Origin of the sequence: Lentzea flaviverrucosa, assembly GCF_003350445.1 — a bacterium.
Taxonomy (GTDB): domain Bacteria; phylum Actinomycetota; class Actinomycetes; order Mycobacteriales; family Pseudonocardiaceae; genus Lentzea; species Lentzea californiensis.
Genome location: NZ_QQAU01000003.1, coordinates 739112 through 757320, shown reverse-complemented (window position 1 = coordinate 757320; position 18209 = coordinate 739112). Strand labels below are relative to the sequence as shown.

13 protein-coding genes are annotated in these 18209 nt (G+C 70.1%); 5 read left to right on the top strand and 8 right to left on the bottom strand.

Features of this window, described 5'->3' with window-relative positions; all coding sequences use genetic code 11:
• Positions 1 to 166: 166 nt before the first annotated feature.
• The 3 genes from DFR72_RS13600 to DFR72_RS13590 are packed head-to-tail and all read right to left on the bottom strand — an operon-like array spanning position 167 to position 1912.
• Positions 167 to 556, bottom strand: coding sequence for an NAD(P)-binding protein (locus DFR72_RS13600; RefSeq protein ID WP_170176250.1), 390 nt, complete (start codon positions 554 to 556; stop codon positions 167 to 169).
• A gap of 42 nt (positions 557 to 598) precedes the next feature.
• Positions 599 to 1318, bottom strand: coding sequence for an anti-sigma factor (locus tag DFR72_RS13595; RefSeq protein WP_090062202.1), 720 nt, complete (start codon positions 1316 to 1318; stop codon positions 599 to 601).
• A gap of 48 nt (positions 1319 to 1366) precedes the next feature.
• Positions 1367 to 1912 carry an RNA polymerase sigma factor gene (locus DFR72_RS13590; RefSeq protein WP_090062204.1) on the bottom strand — a complete coding sequence of 182 codons (546 nt, stop codon included), beginning with the start codon at positions 1910 to 1912 and terminating at the stop codon, positions 1367 to 1369.
• Between the two features lie 136 nt (positions 1913 to 2048).
• Between DFR72_RS13590 and DFR72_RS13585 the strand changes: the two genes are divergently transcribed.
• The gene (locus DFR72_RS13585) at positions 2049 to 2897 is read left to right on the top strand and encodes a DUF4394 domain-containing protein (protein ID WP_090063505.1); all 849 of its coding nucleotides are present in this window, start codon (positions 2049 to 2051) and stop codon (positions 2895 to 2897) included.
• Positions 2898 to 3087: 190 nt separating this feature from the next.
• Here the strand turns inward: DFR72_RS13585 and DFR72_RS13580 are convergent, their stop codons facing one another.
• Positions 3088 to 3672: a hypothetical protein gene (locus DFR72_RS13580; RefSeq protein ID WP_090062205.1), complete on the bottom strand. Its 585-nt coding sequence runs from the start codon at positions 3670 to 3672 to the stop codon at positions 3088 to 3090.
• Positions 3673 to 4228: 556 nt separating this feature from the next.
• Between DFR72_RS13580 and DFR72_RS13575 the strand changes: the two genes are divergently transcribed.
• Complete coding sequence (locus DFR72_RS13575) at positions 4229 to 4618, top strand: ATP-binding protein (protein WP_245982893.1); 390 nt, start codon at positions 4229 to 4231, stop codon at positions 4616 to 4618.
• A gap of 44 nt (positions 4619 to 4662) precedes the next feature.
• Here DFR72_RS13575 and DFR72_RS13570 read toward each other — a convergent pair whose 3' ends face one another.
• The 4 genes from DFR72_RS13570 to DFR72_RS13555 form a co-directional block, all read right to left on the bottom strand.
• Positions 4663 to 6960: a SpoIIE family protein phosphatase gene (locus DFR72_RS13570; RefSeq protein ID WP_245982891.1), complete on the bottom strand. Its 2298-nt coding sequence runs from the start codon at positions 6958 to 6960 to the stop codon at positions 4663 to 4665.
• Positions 6957 to 11495, bottom strand: coding sequence for a hybrid sensor histidine kinase/response regulator (locus tag DFR72_RS13565; RefSeq protein WP_211335412.1), 4539 nt, complete (start codon positions 11493 to 11495; stop codon positions 6957 to 6959). Before DFR72_RS13565 ends, DFR72_RS13570 begins: the two co-directional genes overlap by 4 nt.
• 133 nt (positions 11496 to 11628) lie before the next feature.
• Positions 11629 to 11856 carry a DUF2188 domain-containing protein gene (locus DFR72_RS13560; protein ID WP_211335411.1) on the bottom strand — a complete coding sequence of 76 codons (228 nt, stop codon included), beginning with the start codon at positions 11854 to 11856 and terminating at the stop codon, positions 11629 to 11631.
• An 81-nt stretch (positions 11857 to 11937) separates the two neighbouring features.
• On the bottom strand, positions 11938 to 12705 hold the full coding sequence (locus DFR72_RS13555) for an esterase/lipase family protein (protein WP_245982889.1): 768 nt from the start codon (positions 12703 to 12705) through the stop codon (positions 11938 to 11940).
• Between the two features lie 202 nt (positions 12706 to 12907).
• On the opposite strand from DFR72_RS13555, the gene DFR72_RS13550 reads away from it, so the two are divergent.
• From DFR72_RS13550 to DFR72_RS13540, 3 genes are all read left to right on the top strand, one after another.
• Positions 12908 to 13729, top strand: a complete 822-nt coding sequence (locus DFR72_RS13550; protein WP_090062210.1) for a DUF4097 family beta strand repeat-containing protein — start codon at positions 12908 to 12910, stop codon at positions 13727 to 13729.
• Between the two features lie 46 nt (positions 13730 to 13775).
• On the top strand, positions 13776 to 16877 hold the full coding sequence (locus DFR72_RS13545) for an AfsR/SARP family transcriptional regulator (RefSeq protein WP_090062211.1): 3102 nt from the start codon (positions 13776 to 13778) through the stop codon (positions 16875 to 16877).
• Positions 16878 to 16979: 102 nt separating this feature from the next.
• Positions 16980 to 18194 (top strand): cytochrome P450, encoded by a 1215-nt coding sequence (locus DFR72_RS13540; protein ID WP_090062213.1) that lies wholly within the window; start codon positions 16980 to 16982, stop codon positions 18192 to 18194.
• Positions 18195 to 18209 lie beyond the last annotated feature (15 nt).

Sequence of the window (18209 nt, the reverse complement as noted above, 5' to 3'; positions counted from 1 at the left end):
GGCAACGCGATCAAGGCCAACGACGCCAACGTCATCTGTGGTGGCGTGAAGACCGCCAACGCCACCGTCTACCTCATCGACTCGGTCCTGATGCCCGCCTGACATCTCCAGGGGCAGCAGTACCGCGACTCCGGGAACCGCGCTGTACAGGCGGTTCCCGGAGTTTTCACGTCTGCCGGTCGTCCGGTTGTCGCATGTGGACGCTCACGGTCCCGTCGGACGCGAAGATCGTGTGGTTCTCCGGCTCGCGGATGATGGCCACGACCACGGTGTCGGGGTTCAAGGGCCGCACCGCTCGCGTGATCAGGAAGGCGTTGAGGTCGTCCGGAACCGCGACGATGACACGATCCGCGATGTCCGCGGCTGCTTCTTCCAGCGCGCATCTGTCCCGCCCGTCACCGTGCACCGCGGTCGCACCGTTGGCCGTGGCCTCGGCCACGGCGAGGTAGTCGGTGTCCAGGACGGTCAGCCGTGCGTCCGGCTGCGACGCCAGCACGGAGTTCACGGCGCGGCGCCCGGTGTCGCCGTATCCGATGACGAGGATGTGATCGGTCACGACCTGGATTCGGTGTGCCGCTCGAACCGGATTGCGTCCGATTCAGCGAAGGGCGATGGTGAGCACGGGAGCCCCGGTCGGGCCCGGTGATCCGCCGGCGGGCTCGACCGTGAGGACGACTTCGCCGGCCCCTTCGATCCCGCTCACGAGCAGCGACGTCACGTCGCCCGCCGGACGCGTGGTTCCCGCGGATCTCGGACCCTGGCCGTCCACCAGCCACAGCTGGTAGACGCGGTCGCGTGGCAACGTGCGCAGGTCGTCTGCCAGGAAGAGCATCTCGTCGCGGCTGCGCGACATCGCGGCGGTACCCGTCTGATCTCCCGCGCTGAGGAGTCGCAGGTCCGGCGCCGCCAGCAGGTCACCGACGTGAGCACGCGGAGACGAGGCCACGGGCGTGATCTTCGAGGAGGTCAGGGCGCCGTGCAGGCCGGCCACCGCCGCGGCGGCCACACAGGCGGCGGAGATGAGGGCGGCGGCGCGACGGAAACCTTGACGCCGTGAGAAGACCGCCACGTTCTCCGAGGCCGGTGGCACCTGCCGCACATACCGGATCGCGTCCAGCACCTGTGAACGCAGGAAGTTCGGATGAACGTGGTCGACGGCGTTGCCGAGCCTGGCCGCGGTCTCCCTCAGTCCGGCCACTTCGTCCGCGCAGCCCCAGCACCTGACCAGATGTGCTTCGAACTCGGCTCGTTCGGCGTCGGGCAGTGCGCCGAGTGCGTGTGCACCGGTCAGCAGGTGCTGGTTGATCGCACGCGTCATTCCCGGTTTCACAGTGCTGCTTCGAAGCTGGCCGGTCACCGGATTGCCTCAAGCCGCAGGTTGCACTCCCATGTCCTCCATGGCGGCCCGCAACGCCTTGAGTCCGAAGTGGACTCTGCTGCGCAGGGTCGCCTGTGGCACGTCCAGTTCCGCGGCCACGTCGCGGTACGACCGGCCGCGCAGGTGGGTCTCCACGACCGCGGCGCGCTGGTCCGCGTTGATCCGCAGCAGTCCTGTGTGCACCAGCCGGTGGTCGATCGTGGTGTTCGCGAAGTCCTTGCACATGTCGCCGGCTTCGGCGGCAGCCGTTCGTGCGGCGGTCATCCGCTTGTCGTGGCGCAGCCGCGACCGCACCTCGTCGATCACGACGTTGCGGGCGATGGCGAACAGCCAGACTCGTACGCTCGCCAGCTCGGGTTTGAAGCCGTCCGCGGATCTCCACACCCGCAGGAAGACCTCCTGCACGACCTCTTCCGCGGCACAGTCGTCGCCGAGCTGCCGCACCGCGAAGCGATGCAGTTCTGCTGCGTGCACGGCGTAGATCTCCCGGAAGGCCGCTGTGCCACGCAGGTCGGGTCTGCCGATGTACGCCATGAGCTCCCCATCGCTGGTCCTGCACGGGATTCGAGACCGGCTGTGCAGCGGATGGGCGAGTTCTGCCCTGATTTCAACACGGTGCCCGGTGCGGTCGTACACACCTGTGTTCCACGACCACGTACCGGGAGAGAACATGCGTATCGCTCGCACGACCGCACTCGCAGGCGCGGCGGCACTGCTCATGACCGCACTCGCCGCCACACCGGCCTCAGCGTCGGCCGACCAGCCCCGAGTCCACCTGCTGACCTCGGACGGGGTCCTCAGCACCAGGAGCTGGTCCTCCCCGCTGCTGTCCCAGAACCGCGTCCGGGTCACCGGCCTCAAGGCGCGTGACCGCCTGATCGGCATGGACGTGCGACCCGCCACCGGTGCGCTGTACGCGATCGCCGCGTCCGGCCAGCTCTACGTCCTCGACCCGCGCACGGGCAAGGCGACCGCGGTGGGTGCGCCGGTGACGATCACGGGAACGGCGGTCGGCATCGACTTCAACCCGGTCGTCGACCGGATCCGCCTGGTCACCACCAGCGGCCAGAACCTGCGCCTGGTCCCGGACACCGCAGCCGTGGCCGCAACCGACACCCCGCTCGCCTACGCCCCGGGAGACCGCGCCGCGGGCAGCACGCCCCAGGTGTCCGGCGCCGGGTACACCAACAGCGTCGCCGGGGCGACGTCGACCACGCTCTACGACCTCGACAGCCGCAAGGACGCACTGGTCACCCAGGGCACGATCGCCGGCGTGACGCCGGTCGTGTCGCCCAACACCGGACAGCTGTTCACCGTCGGCAGGCTCGGCATCGACGTCGGCAGGACCAACGGCTTCGACATCGCCACCCTCGACGGCCGGCACCGCGCCATGGCCGCCGTGCAGCCCGAGTTCTCACTGCTCGGGGGCTCGCTGCTGGTGAAGGTCGACCTGGACAGCGGGCGGGCCTCGGTCGTCGGCTTCGCCGGTGGCACGGTCGTGGGACTCGCCTTCGCCTGACGAACGCGGGAAGGCCGTCCCACTGCTCGGCAACGGGGACGCCCCTCCATCCGAGGCATGAGCAGGGCCGAGGTGCGGAAAATGCCGAGCTCGAAGGTGCGGCGGCGGTTCGAGAAGAACCGTTCGCCGTCCTTCCGGACGATCTGGAGGTGTCGTCATCCGTCTGCCGACGGTGTTGTGAGACCGGAGGTCACGTCTCGATCCGCGGACCGAACCGACTGAGTCGCAGCCCCCACACGCCATCCGGCCGTCCCGACCGGTACGCGTACCAGTCACCCTCGATCGGCTCGAACGTGATCGGTCCGTCCCAGTCGTGCATGGTGGAGGGCGAACCGGGGCACCGGACGAACCCAGAATTCTGCGACATACCGGGGTCCTCCGTGTCGAGGAACCAGCATTTCCCGCTCTTGAACCGAGTCCTGAACGAGTAGAGACCGACCGTGGTCCCCGGTGCTCGGGCGGCCGTCGGGACCGCTCTCTCCAGCGCCGGCCGGTGCAAGGAGAACAGCGCACGGCCGGCCAGGCCACCCGACGCGAACGCCCAGCTCGTCGCGAACAGGGCGGGGACGAGCACCAGCGGCCACCACTGCCCAACGGGCCGGCCGAGGTGCCGCGCGCCCGCCATCAGCCACAGCACCGCGGCCGCGGCCCAGCCGGTGAGCGCGAGCAGCAGAACGGTGTAGTAGCCGCCCGGCACGACAACTCCCGCGAGCAACAGGAACGCGGACGCCGCCGCCACCACTACCGGACACCACGCGGACCGCCAGCCGGACATGCCGCACCCCCCTCGTCGATCATGAGGACGCGGTACCGGGCCTGAGGTTGTGGTGGGGTGCCGTCGGCGACCGGCCCCACGACCTGCACGCGGACAACTGACACCGTTCGTCGATGATCGTCAGGTGCCCCGGGGAAAGCAGCAGTCCCGTTACCGCGGAGCGACGTCGGTGCAGGCGACCTTCTCGTCCGGCGGCCGGCCGGTGGTCAGGAACGTCACCGTCGCCTCGTCCACGCACGTGGAGCCCTGGGTTGTAGCCGTTGTCCGCGCCGACGAAAGCCGCTCGCTCGCCGAGGACCCGTTCAGCCCGAGGCCGTCTTCCTCGAGCCGTTCGAGTGCGCCCTACAAGGTGCCCGCGTGCAGGCGGGCGCGGTCGCCGAGAGTTCCGCAACGGTCCGGACGATGCCGTAGCCGTGCAGCGGCTCGGTGGTCAGCGCGGTGAGGACAGGTGTCGCGGTGTCCCTCGCTACTCCGCTCACTACTATGTTCTTGCTACAGGCGGACGCGCCTGCGTTGCGCCCGTTGGCCATCGGCACGACCTTTCGAGGAGGCGCTCGTGACACCGCACGGGCTTCTCGTGCTCGACCTGCCGGTGTATCCAGGCGTCGCGGTGTCGGCATTCCGCCGTGACCTCACCGCGGCTCTGCGCGGCCTGGGAGAGGACCACCTCTACGACGTCCTGCTCGTGATGACCGAGCTCGTGAGCAACGCCCTGGACCACACGCCTGGTGTCGGTCGGCTGCGCGTTCGGCACAGCCAGGAGCCCTGCGCGGTGACGGTCGAGGTCGACGACGACTCGCCCGCAGAGCCCGTGTACGGCCTCTCGAGGCTGCCGAACGACTGCCGCGGGCGCGGGATCGTGGTCGTCGACAGCCTGGCGAGGACCTGGGGGACGCGGTGGCGCGCAGGCGGAGGCAAGACCGTGTTCGCCTCGGTCTACTGCTGAGCCGCCGGCGACTTCTTCACGGTGAGAACCCGCCGGGCAGGCGGTCACAGCAACTGGATGCCGACGACGCAGGTGTCGTCGTCGGTGTTCGAGTCGCTGGTCGCGAGCAACTCGTCGAGCAAGGTCTCCAGATCGAGTGGAGGGCCCGAGACCGCGACGCACAGGCGCTCCATGCATTCGTCCAGCGGCACGTCCCGGCGTTCTACCAGGCCGTCGGTGTAGAGCAGCAAGGTGTCGCCGGGCTCCAGCTGCACCTCACCCTCCTGGTAGGACACTTCCGCCAACGCGCCGAGCAGCAGTCCGGGCAGCATGGGCAGGAGTTCGCCGCGCTGGTTCCTGATCAGCACCGGTGGCAGGTGACCGGCCCGCGCCCAGCGCAGCACGCGCGTGAGCGGGTCGTACACGCCGCAGAGCGCGGTGGCGATGATGTGGTCGGTGAGGTGGTGCGCCACCAGGTTCAGCCACTTGAGCAGCTGACCTGGCCCCGCGCCGGTGGCGGCGAGACCGCGCAGGGCGTTGCGCAGCGCCACCATCCCGGTCGCGCCCTTGATGCCGTGGCCGGTGATGTCGCCGACCGAGACCAGGATCTGCTTGTTCGGCAGCACGACTGCGTCGTACCAGTCGCCGCCCACCAGTTCCTCCTGCGCGGCCGGACGGTAGCGCACGGCGACGCGCAACCCGAACGCGTCGATGGTGGGGTGGGTGGGCGGCATGATCACCTGCTGGAGCCGCAGCGCGAGCCTGTTGTGCTCCTCGACTTCCTGCGTGGTGATGGCGAGCTGGTCCTGGGCCGCCGACAGCGCCACCTCGGTCCAGTGTTGCGCTGACACGTCCTGGTAGGCGCCGCGGATCGCGAGCAGTGCGCCGTGCGAGTCGAGCACGGGTTCGGCGATCACGCGGACGTGCCGGGTGACGCCGTCGGCGCGGTGCAGCCGGAAGGCCGCCGACGCGGGCCGGTGCTGGTGCTGGACGTTGCGGAGGAACCCGTTGAGGGAAGGCAGGTCGTCCGGGTGGGCGTGGTCGGTGATGTCGGACAGCGGCACGGGATCGGCGGTGGGCGGCAGGCCGTAGAGCGCGTACAGCTGGCTGTTCCAGATGACCTTGCCGTGCTGGGGTTCTTCCTCGAACCCGCCGATGCGACCGAGGCGCTGGGCGTGCTGCAGGAGGTTCGCGAGCCGGGCGGCCTCGTCCTGGACTCGCCACACCAGCAGCACGAGGACGCCGTGGCGGGTGACGCTCACACTGGCGGTGACCGTGAGCGGCAGTTCGTCCACCAGCGCTGCCAGCGTCATGCGCTCGGCCCGGAACGGTTCACCGGTCGCGTGCACGCGCTCGACCTTGTCGAACAGGTCGCCTTCGGCCGCGGCCAGCGGGTACGCCTCCAGCAGCAGCTTTCCCGCCACCGCGGATCGCGGCCTGCCCGCGAGGTCGACGAACCGGTTGTTCACGTGGTGCACCCGGAAGTCGGTGAGCGTGCCGTCGGCGGCGATCTCCGGGCCCAGCACGAGTGCCGGGTCGAGCAGTCCGTCGGCGAGGTCCGCGAGTTCGGCGGGCGCGGTCGTGACGTGGTCGATCTGGCCGTGCGACGCGGCGCTGTCGAGTGTGGCGGCGCACAGCTCGGCCAGCGCCTCCACCTGCTTGTGCACGCTCAGCGGCTGCGGTTCGAGGACGTCGGGCCAGCAGATCTCGAGCACACCGGTGATCCGGCCCCCGGTGCCCGCGGGGACGGCCACGCGGCCGGGCAGGTCCCCGCCGATGGACGGCAGCCCGGACCCCGCGAGATCGGAGATCCACACCGCGTCGCGGTCGAGGAGCGCCCGCCGCGCCGGTGTGGCGACGCCGGGCGGCACGTAACGCCAGCGCTGGGCCTCACCCGCGGCGAACCCGGCCTGCCCGGCCAGGGTGAGCGAGGAGTCCGCGCCCGCCGACCAGATCGCCACCGCGGCCGCGCCCAGCGGCGAGAGCGCGTGGGCGAACAGCGATTGGGCGACGGCCTGCGTGTCGTTCGCCTGCAGCACACCGCTTTCCGCTGTCCGCAGCCGGATCGCGGCGCGGTCGCCCGGGTCTGCCGTCGGCGGCACCCGTGCGACGAAGTCGTCGCCGGACGCCTCGTTGATGATGTCGACGGCCAGTTCGAGCTGGGTGGTGCCGGCGCGGTCGGCGAGCAGGGCGAGCTGTTCCGCGGCCTGTGCAGGCCCACAGCGCAGCCTCTCGACGAGCATGCCCTTCGCGAGCTCGACGAGCGCCCGGCCGTCCGCTGCCTCCCGGCTCTCCTCGAGCTCGCGCTGGAGCCGCGCGACCAGGCCGGCGAGCCGATCGACGCCGGTACCGTCGGTCGTCACCGCTGACGCATCCAGTGACGGACGCAGGAGATGAGCTCGTCGGCGTCCACCGGCTTGGTGACGTAGTCGTTGGCACCGGACGCGATGCTCTTGTCGCGGTCGCCGGGCATCGCCTTGGCGGTCACCGCGATGATCGGCAGCTGTCCGTGGTCCGGCATGGCGCGAATGGCCGTCGTGGCGGCGTACCCGTCCATCTCCGGCATCATCACGTCCATCAGGATCAGGTCGATGTCCGGGTTGGCCACCAGGGACTCGATGCCCTCCCTGCCGTTCTCCGCGTGCAGCACGCGAAGACCGTGCAGCTCCAGGATGCTGCTCAGTGCGAACAGGTTGCGGGCGTCGTCGTCGACGATCAGCACGGTACGGCCGGCGAGCTGGCCGTTCGCCTGGTGGACCACCGGCTGCCCGGGCTGTTCCGGCCGTACCAGCGGAAGCACGTCCTGCGGGCCCTTGGCGTTGAGGTGCAACGCGATCCGCTCCCGCAGTTCGTCCAAACTGGACAGGATCTCCAGCGGTCGTGAGCTGCCGCGCTCGTGCAGCCGCTGCTCGTACTCGGCGGAAAGCCTGCGGTTGTGGTGTGCGAGCACCGGAACCGTGCTGGTCGCGGCGTCGCCGTCGAGGGCGTCCAGGAACCGCAACGCGGCCCCGTCGGGCATGTCGAGCTCCAGGACCACGCAGTGGCACGGCTCGGTCGCCAGCGCCGCCGCGGCCTCCTGCTGCCCGACCGCGGTGACCACGTCGACCGGGCCACGCGGGTCATCGCTCGAGGACAGGTCGGTCACCGCGCTCTGCGCGACCAGTGCGAGCAGACCGTGCGACTTCTCCTCGACCACGAGCAGCCTGCGCTTGTGGCCGTTGGCGACGGTCGGCGCCGCCGCCACCGGCAGCGCCGACGCCTGCTGCTCGGGGAGGTCCTGCGCGTTCTCGGGGAAGTCCTCGCGGCGCACCGGCAGGTAGAGGGTGAACGTGCTGCCCTTGCCGAGGGTGCTCTCCGCGGTGATCAAACCGCCGAGCAGGTAGGCGATCTCCCTGCTGATCGACAGTCCCAGCCCGGTGCCGCCGTACTTGCGGCTGGTGGTGCCGTCGGCCTGCTGGAAGGCGCCGAAGATCGATTCGAGCTGGTGCTCGGCGATGCCGATGCCGGTGTCGCTGACGCGGAACATGATCGCCGGGCCGTGGTCGCGCACGGCGGCCGGCAGCTGGTCGGGGTCAGCGAGTTCGATGCGCAGGTCGACACCGCCGGTCTCGGTGAACTTCACCGCGTTGGACAGCAGGTTGCGCAGCACCTGCTGCAGGCGGGTGTCGTCGGTGACCAGCTCGGGCGGGGTGCCGGGAGCGGTGGTGAGCTGGAAGCTCAGCCCCTTCTGGGACGTGAGCGGCCGGAACGTCACCTCGACGTAGTCCCGCAGCTGCCGCAGCGAGACGCGTTCGGGGGTAATGTCCATCTTGCCGGCCTCGATCTTGGACAGGTCGAGGATGTCGTTGATCAGCTGCAGCAGGTCCGAACCGGCCGAGTGGATGATGCCGGCGTACTCGACCTGCTTGGGCGTGAGGTTGCGGCTGGGGTTCTGGGCGAGCAGCTGGGCGAGGATGAGCAGGCTGTTGAGCGGCGTGCGCAGCTCGTGGCTCATGTTGGCCAGGAACTCCGACTTGTACTTCGACGCCAGCGAGAGCTCCCGCGCCCTGGTCTCGAGCTCCTGGCGCGCATGCTCGATCTCTAGGTTCTTCGCCTCGATGTCGCGGTTCTGCGTCGCGAGCAGTGCCGCCTTCTCCTCCAGCTCGGCGTTGGAGCGCTGCAGCTCTTCCTGGCGCACCTGCAGTTCGCCCGAGCGCGACTGCAGCTCCCCGGCGAGTCGCTGGGACTCGGCGAGCAGCTCGTCGGTGCGGGCGTTGGCGATGATGGTGTTGACGTTGACGCCGACGGTCTCCATCAGCTGCTCGAGGAAGTCGCGGTGGATGTCCGTGAAGTGGTGCACCGACGCCAGCTCGATGACGCCGAGCACCTGGTCCTCGACCACGATCGGCAGCACGACCAGGTTCACCGGCGCGGTCCGCCCGAGTCCGGACGAGATCGCGACGTAGTCCGCGGGCATGTCGTCCACGGCGATGGTGCGGCGGCTGCGGGCGGCCTGACCCACGAGCGACTGGCCGAACTCGAACCGCGCCGGCCGTGAGGCGTCGGGGTGGCCGTACGAGCTGATCAGGCGCAGCTCCTGGTGGTCGTCGATGTCGTCGGCCAGGTAGAAGGCACCGAACTGCGCGGACACCAGCGGGGTCAGCTCGTCCATGATCAGTTCCGCGACCACGGCGAGATCACGGCGGCCCTGCATGAGCCCGGAGATGCGCGCCAGGTTGGACTTGAGCCAGTCCTGGTCCTGGTTGGCCTTGGTGGAGTCGCGCAGCGAGCCCACCATCGAGTTGATGTTGTCCTTGAGCTCGGCGACCTCACCGGAGGCCTCGACGGTGATCGACCGGGTCAGGTCTCCCTCGGCGACCGCGCTCGTCACCTCGGCGATCGCCCGCACCTGCCGGGTCAGGTTGCCGGCGAGCTCGTTGACGTTCTCGGTGAGCCGCTTCCACGTGCCGGAGACGCCCTCGACCTCGGCCTGGCCGCCCAGCCGGCCCTCGCTGCCCACCTCCCGGGCCACGCGGGTCACCTCGGCGGCGAAGCTGGACAGCTGGTCGACCATCGTGTTGATCGTCGTCTTCAGCTCGAGGATCTCGCCGCGGGCGTCGACGTCGATCTTCTTCGTCAGGTCGCCCTGCGCGACGGCGGTGGTGACCTGGGCGATGTTGCGCACCTGGTTGGTCAGGTTGTTCGCCATGAAGTTGACGTTGTCGGTGAGGTCCTTCCACGTGCCCGCCACGTTCGGCACGCGTGCCTGACCGCCGAGCATGCCCTCGGTGCCCACCTCGCGCGCCACGCGCGTCACCTCGTCGGCGAACGCGGACAGCGTGTCGACCATCGTGTTGATGACGCCCGCCAGCGCGGCGACCTCGCCCTTGGCCTCGACGGTGATCTTCTGGCTGAGGTCGCCCCTGGCGACCGCGGTGGCGACCTGGGCGATGGACCGCACCTGGTTGGTCAGGTTGGACGCCATGACGTTCACGTTGTCCGTCAGGTGTTTCCACGTGCCGGAGACACCACGCACGGTCGCCTGGCCGCCCAGGTTGCCCTCCGTGCCGACCTCGCGGGAGACGCGGGTGACCTCGTCGGCGAAGCCGGACAGCTGGTCGACCATCGTGTTGATGGTCTCCTTGAGCTCCAGGATCTCGCCGCGCGCGTCGACGCGGATCTTCTGGCTCAGGTCGCCTCGCGCCACCGCCGTCGTCACCTGCGCGATGGAGCGCACCTGCGCGGTGAGGTTGTCCGCCATGACGTTGACGGACTCCGTGAGGTCCTTCCACGTGCCGGACACGCCCTTGACGTCCGCCTGACCGCCGAGCCGGCCGTCCGTGCCGACCTCGCGGGAGACGCGGGTGACCTCGTCGGCGAAGGAGGAGAGCTGGTCCACCATCGTGTTGATCGTGTTCTTCAGCTCGAGGATCTCGCCGCGCGCGTTGACGTTGATCTTCTGGCTCAGGTCGCCCCTGGCGACCGCGGTCGCGACCTGAGCGATCGAGCGCACCTGCGCGGTGAGGTTGCCCGCCATGAAGTTCACCGAGTCGGTGAGGTCGCGCCAGGTGCCGGAGACGCCCTTCACGTCGGCCTGCCCGCCCAGCGCGCCCTCGGTGCCGACCTCGCGGGACACGCGGGTGACCTCGTCGGCGAAGCTGGAGAGCTGGTCGACCATCGTGTTGATGGTGCTCTTGAGCTCGAGGATCTCACCCCGCGCGGTGACCGTGATCTTCTGGCTCAGGTCGCCCCGCGCGACCGCCGTCGTCACCTGCGCGATGTTGCGGACCTGGTCGGTCAGGTTGCCCGCCATGAAGTTCACGGAGTTCGTGAGGTCCAGCCACACACCACCGACACCGGGCACCTCGGCCTGCCCGCCGAGCCTGCCCTCGCTGCCCACCTCACGCGCGACTCGCGTGACCTCGTCGGCGAAGCTGGATAGCTGGTCCACCATGGTGTTCACGGTGTTCTTCAGCTCGAGGATCTCACCGCGGGCGTCGACGTCGATCTTCTGGCTCAGGTCGCCCCGCGCGACCGCGGTGGCGACCTGGGCGATGTCGCGCACCTGGCTCGTCAGGTTGCCCGCCATGGCGTTCACCGAGTCGGTGAGGTCCTCCCACGTGCCCGACACACCCGGAACCTCGGCCTGCCCGCCGAGCCGGCCGTCCGTGCCGACCTCGCGAGCCACACGGGTGACCTCGGAGGTGAACAGCGACAGCTGGTCCACCATGCCGTTGAAGACCGTCGCGATCTCGCCGAGCAACTCGTCGGAGTCGTCGGGCAGGCGGATGCCGAAGTCGCCGTCGCGCACCGCGGTGAGTCCGGCGAGCAACTGCCGCAGCTCCGGCATGTCGACCGCTCTTCGTGCCTCGCTCTGGCCGGCGCCGGAACGGTCGGCCTTGGCCGTGGTGCCACTCATTCCTACTGCCTCCAGGACAGGGCGCGAACTAAGGCGTGAGGGGACACCTGTCTGCTCAAGCGCACCTCGATGAACCAAACGACCTTACTTCAACCGCGTCCGGGTAGGCGTCGACGCTCGTCCGGCAGCGCGATCAGCCGGAGATGTCCCGCGGGTCCCGGCTCCGCGGGTAGGTGTTCCGCTCGCCGATCGTGCCGTCCAGCTTGCGGATGATGTGCTCGACGCCGCGTTCGACGGCCATCTCGCGGCCCTTCGCGATCGCCTCGTCCTTGGTGTCGTGGGTGCTGGAGGCCTGCGAGTTGCCCTCGACCTTGGTCTTCCAGGTCCCGTTCTCGTGGTAGGTCTCGACGTCACCCTTCATCACGGTCTCCTCACTCGTGTCGTGGGGCCACGGATGCCCAGGAACCAGAACTTCGACACCCGATGGATCATTCGCCGCTCGTCATCCGGCGGCGCGCAGGTCGTACCGTTCGGCGGCCCACCTGGCCAGACGTGGCCGCAGAGCCAGGTAGACGTCCGGGTCGAGGCCCATGCCGGTGTGGGTGCTGTGCACCTCGACGCACTCGGCGGACGGGTCGAGGCACAGCCGCCACGGCACGATGCCATCGGACTTGGAGTACACCGACACGGCGGGCATGCCGGACGGCAACGGCGCGCTGGCCGACGCGACGTTGTCCTCGAAGCAGGTACCCGAGAGGCATTCGGCGTTCATGAGGCCCGGCACGCCGATCGCGGACAACCTGGCCAGTGCCTTGGCGGCGAGCAGCACGTGGGGATGGGCACCCAGCGGGTCCAGCACCGGACTGCCCAGCATCACCAGGCCGCACACGAGGTCAGGCCGGCGTACGGCCGCGAGACGGGCGAGCCCGCCGCCACGGCTCTGGCCCAGCAACACCACCGGGCCGCCGGTGGCCTCGGCGTGCTCCTCCAGGCGGCGCTCGACGCGGTCCACCAACTCGGACGTGCATCCCACGTTGAACCCGACGCCGGCGCCGGCCGGCTCGTAACCGCGGTCTCGCAACCACGTGGAGGCGAACGTGAGACTGAGCTCGCTCGCACCGAATCCGGGTACCAGCACCACGCCCAGACCCGCGCCTTCGTGAGGGTTCGCCTTGCGCCACACCGGATGGCGCAGCAGGCGGGGGATCGTGAGCGCGGCGACCGCGACGTGCTCACGTGCCAGTGATCGCAGGTCACCAGAAGCACTCATGGTCGTTGCTCCGCTCATCCGTTCGGGTGCAGAGGAATTGACCCGGCTGGACACGGGTAAACGCGGAGCTTCATCACGTTTCCGGGCGCAGTGGGCGTCTGTCCGCTTCCGCGGCGCGGTGTCAGGGCCGTGACAGCCCGGTGTCCGGCCTGGTGGCGAACGTGGTCACGACAACCGCGAAGGCCAGCAGAGGAGACACGAGGTGCCCACGTTCACCACGCCGACCCCCATCACCGCCGCGCTGACCACCGCGGGTGCCCGTGTGCGGATCGCCGCCGGCGGGCGGGCGGACACGGTGGTCCGGGTCGAGCCCGTCGACAGCGCGAACCCGAAGGACGTGGAGGTCGCCGAGAAGACCAAGGTCGACTTCGTCGACGGCGTGCTCGTGGTCAAGACGACCAAGTCGGGGGACCGGAACGGCTCCGTCGCCATCACGGTCGAACTGCCGGCCGGTTCCAGCCTGGTCCTGAACACGGCGTGGACGGAGGTGCGGGCCGTCGGCGTGCTCGGTGACTGCGAGGTCAACATCGGGTCGGGACAGGTCCGGCTCGACCGCGTCGCCGCGCTGCGGGGCAACCTCGGGGTGGGCGGGCTCGCGGTCGGGCACGTCACCGGGTCTGCCGTGATCGAGGGCAGCTCGGCCGACGTGCGGATCGGTGAGGTCGACGGCGTCGTCCGCTACCGGGGCACGACCGGGAAGGTCTGGATCGGCCGTGCCCGCTCCGACATCGATCTGGGCGGCTCGAACGGCAGCTTCGACGTCGGCCGGGCCGACGGCGGCGTCATCGCCAGGGCGGCCGCCTGTCCCATCCGGATCGGACGGGTCACGCGTGGTCGCGTGGAGGCGATGAACGCCTCCGGTGGCATCGAGATCGGTGTCGGCGAGGGCACCTCCGCCGAGGTCGACGCGAAGAGCACGAAGGGTCTGGTGCGCAGCACGGTGTTCACACAGGACGACCCCGAGGTTCAAGTTCATGTCCGCACCCGGCTCGACGACATCGTCGTCCACCGCGTGGCCGCCTGAGTCCGCTGTCAGGGAACGGACAGTCAGCCGTGGCAGGATCGGGCAGGTGCAAATCGGGATTCTGGGACCGTTCGAGGTTCGCGCGGACGATGGCACTCTCGCGGACGTGCCAGGTGCACGGCTGCGTGCGTTGCTGATCGCCCTCGCGCTCCAACCGGGTCGCGTGGTCCCGAAGACGGCGCTCGTCGACTGGATCTGGGGCGAGAACCCCCCTGCCGACGCGGCGAATTCCTTGCAACGCTTGGTTTCCCGGCTGCGCAAGGCGCTGCCGGACCTGTCGGTCGAAGGACTGACGGACGGGTACCGCCTGGCGGTGGATCCCGATGCCGTGGACGCGGTGCGGTTCGAACGCCTCGGCACCCGCGCTCGTGCCGACGAGGGACCGCTGCGGGTCCAGCGGCTGCGTGATGCTCTCGAGTTGTGGCGCGGCCCGGCCCTGCAGGACGTCGGTGTGCAGGACAGCGTTGCGTTCGACGCCGCGGCGACCCGGCTCGAAGGGCTGCGCCTGACCGCGGTGGAGGACCGGTTCGACGCGGAGATCGGGCTGGGACGGGGCGCGGAGCTGGTCGCCGAACTGACCGACCTGGTGGCCGCGCATCCCGTGCGGGAGAAACTCGTCGTCGCGCTGATGCGCGCACTCGTCGCGGCCGGCCGCAACAGCGAGGCGCTGCTCGCCTACCAGCGCACCAGGGAAGTCCTGGCCGACGAGCTGGGCGTCGACCCCTCACCGGAGCTGTCCGCGCTGCACGTCGCGTTGTTGCGCGGCGAGGTCGGCCGGCGTGAGGAGAACCGCAGGACCAACCTGCGTGCCGAGCTGACCAGCTACATCGGCAAGGACGCTGATGTCACCGCGGTGCGCGAGCTGGTCGCCGGCCACCGCCTCACCACCCTGATCGGACCGGGAGGCTCGGGAAAGACGAGGCTGGCAACGGAAACCGCACGCCTGCTGCTCGGCGACCTGCCGGACGGGGTGTGGCTGGTGGAGCTCGCCCCCATCGGCGCCGACGGTGACGTGGCGCAGTCGACGCTCGCCGCACTCGGCCTCCGGGACGCGCTGCTCGGCGAAGCGACCAACTCGGAGCCGCTGGAGCGGCTCATCTCCGCGATCCGCGAGCGCGAGGCGCTGCTGGTCCTGGACAACTGCGAGCACGTGATCGAGTCGTCGGCGGCGTTCGCCCACCGGCTGCTGGGGGAGTGCCGGAAGCTGCGAATCCTGGCGACCAGCAGGGAACCGCTCGGCATCACCGGTGAGGCGTTGTGGCCGGTCGCTCCGCTGGACCTGCCGGCGGCGGTCCGGCTGCTGCGGGAACGAGCGGCCGCCGTGCGCACCGACCTCGTGGTCGACGCCGGCACGCTGGCGACGATGACGCGCGTCTGCCGGGCGCTGGACGGGATGCCGCTCGCGATCGAACTGGCCGCGGCCAGGTTGCGCACCATGTCCATCGACCAGCTGGCCGCCCGGCTCGACGACCGGTTCCGCCTGCTGACCGGAGGCAGCCGCACCGCGTTGCCCCGCCACCGGACGTTGCGCGCGATGGTCGACTGGAGCTGGGAGCTGCTGACCGGCGCCGAACGGGTGGTGCTGCGCAGGCTCGCGGTGTTCGCCGGCGGGGCGAGCCTGGAAGCGGCCGAGCGGGTCTGCGCGGACGAGGCCGTCGAGGAGCACGAGGTCCTGGACCTGCTCACCTCGCTGACCGAGAAGTCGCTGCTGGTCGTCGGTGACGAGGGCGCACCGCGCTACCGGATGCTCGGCACGATCAAGGAGTACGCCGCGCACCGGCTCGCCGAGGCAGGGGAGTCGGAGCTGGCTCGGCGGACGCACCTCGCCTTCTTCACCGAACTCGCCGAGACAGCGGCACCGCACCTGCTTCGCGCCGAGCAACTGACCTGGCTCGCCGCCCTGAGTGCCGAGCACGACAACATCAGTGCCGCGATGCGTGGTGCGCTCGCGGCCGGTGAAGCGCATGCGGCGATGCGGCTCGCGGCGGGCGCCGGCTGGTACTGGTGGCTCGTCGGGCACAAGGCCGAAGGCCTGGAGCTGATCCTCGCGGCCACCGGGACGCCGGGGGAGGTTCCCGACGAGATCCGGGCGTGGGTGTACGGCCTCGTCGTGACGTTCCTGAGCTCCGGGCTGGGTGACGAACGTCAGGCCGCGGGGTGGATCCACCGGACTTATGAGCTCTACCAGGGCCTTCAGGTTCGCCCCCCGATGCTGGGCCTGGTCGCCTCCCTGGAACGCCTGCTGCGGGAGCCGGACAGGGCCCCGTCCGCGTGGGAAGTGGCGCTGGACAGCGAGGATCCCTGGGTGCGCGCGATAGGCCGGCTGCACCTCGGGAAGATGCGGGTCGCGGTCGGCCAGGGCGGGCAGGAGGCGGATCGGCACCTGGAGGAGGCGCTCGTCGAGTTCCGGGTGCTCGGCGAACGGTTCGGGATCTCGTTCGCCCTGACCGAGCTGGCGGACCGGATCGCCACGCGCGGCGAGTTCGCCGAGGCGTGCGGGCACTACGAAGAGGCGATCGCGGTCATCAGCGAGATCGGTGCCGTCGACGACGTCATCCGGATGCGCGCGCGGCAAGCTCAGCTGTACTGGCTGATGGGCGACAAGGACGCGAGCGCGGCCGCCATGGCCGAGGCCGGGCGGTGCGCGGAAGGCGTCACCTGGCCGGACGCGCTCGCCATGCTGGCTCTCGCGAAGGCGGACCTCGCCCGGTGGAGCGGCGACACCGAGGCGGTGTACGAACAACTCCGCGTCGCGACCACCGTGTGGGGCGACGAAGCGGACCAGATGAGCATCCGCGCCGCGACCCACACGCTGTTCGGCTACCTGACCGACGACCTCGACGAGGCACGGGAGTTCCTCGCGGGTGCGTGCCAGGCGGCGGCCGAGGTGGGGTACGCGCCCACGATCGCGCAGGTGCTCGTCGCGGTCGCGGACCTGGCACTGCGCCGCGACCAGCACGAGCAGGCCGCCCGGCTGCTCGCGGCGAGCACCGCCGTGCGCGGACTACCGGACTGCTCACACCTCGACGCGGACCGGATCGAGCGGGCGGCACGAAGCCACCTCGGCGACGCGGCGTTCGACGAGGCGGCTCGGGTGGGTGCGCAGACGAGCTGGAGTGACCTGGTGGCGCGCACGCTCGCTTCCTGACAGGCCGGGCTGACACGGGGACGGCCCGTGTCAGCGCCGTGACAGTCCCGTGTCCGGACTCCCGGTGATCGTGGTGGCCACCACCACCACGAAGGGGATCCGATGAGCCACACCGCTTCCGTCCTGCAGGGCCTGCCGATGGAACGCGACGCGGGCCCGTTCGACCCGCCCAGCCAGATCACCGCCGTGCGCGCGGCCCGGCCCGTCAGCCCCATGCTGTTCCCGGACGGTCACGAGGGCTGGCTGGTCACCGGGTACGACGCGGTGCGCCAGGTCATGGCCGACACCAGGTTCAGCAACCGCCAGGACATCGGCGTCCTCCACGTGCCGTTCGAGACGCCCGGCATGCCGGGGGCCACCGAACCGTCCCCGCAGACGCCGGGCCTGTTCATCAGCATGGACCCGCCGGACCACACCCGCTTGCGCCGCAAGCTGACCGGCGCGTTCACGGTCAAGCGGATGAAGCAGCTCGAAGAGGGCATCATCGCGATCACCGAGAAGCAGCTGGACGAGCTGGCTCGCCTGACCCCGCCGGTCGACCTGGTTCGCGAGTTCGCGTTGCCGGTGCCGTCACTGGTGATCTGCGAACTGCTCGGCGTCCCCTACGCGGACCGCGAGACCTTCCAGTCGAACTCCTCGAAGTTCATGGAACGGGACATCACGCTCGAGGACAAGATGGCCACGATCGGAGCCATGTTCGGCTACCTCGCCGAACTGGTGACGAGCAAGCGCGCCGACCCCGGCGAGGACATCTTGTCCGACCTGGCCCGCGACGAGGACCTCACCGTCGAGGAACTGTCCGGGATGGCGTTCCTGCTGCTGCTCGCCGGGCACGAGACCACCGCGAACATGCTGGCGCTGGGGACGTTCGCCCTCCTGGAGCACCCCGCGGAACTGGCGGAACTGCGGGAGAACGCGGAACTGCTCCCCGACGCGGTCGAGGAGCTCCTGCGCTACCTGTCCGTGGCCGACATCTTCTACCGCTACGCCACGGAGGACGTCGAACTCGGCGGCGAGACCATTCCCGCCGGCTCCACCGTCGTCGTCTCGCTGCTGGCCGCGAACCGTGACCCGCAACGGTTCGAGAACCCCGACGTCCTGGACGTGCACCGCAAGGTCCGCGGTCAGGTCGCCTTCGGGCACGGCGTCCACCAGTGCCTCGGCCAGCAGCTGGCCCGCATCGAGATGCGCGCCGGCTTCGAGGGACTGCTGCGCCGCTTCCCGGCCTTGCGGCTCGCTGTTCCCGCCGGCGACGTGAGGCTCAGGACCGACATGCACATCTACGGCGTCCATGAACTCCCGGTCACCTGGGCCTGACCCACCGTCCACTCA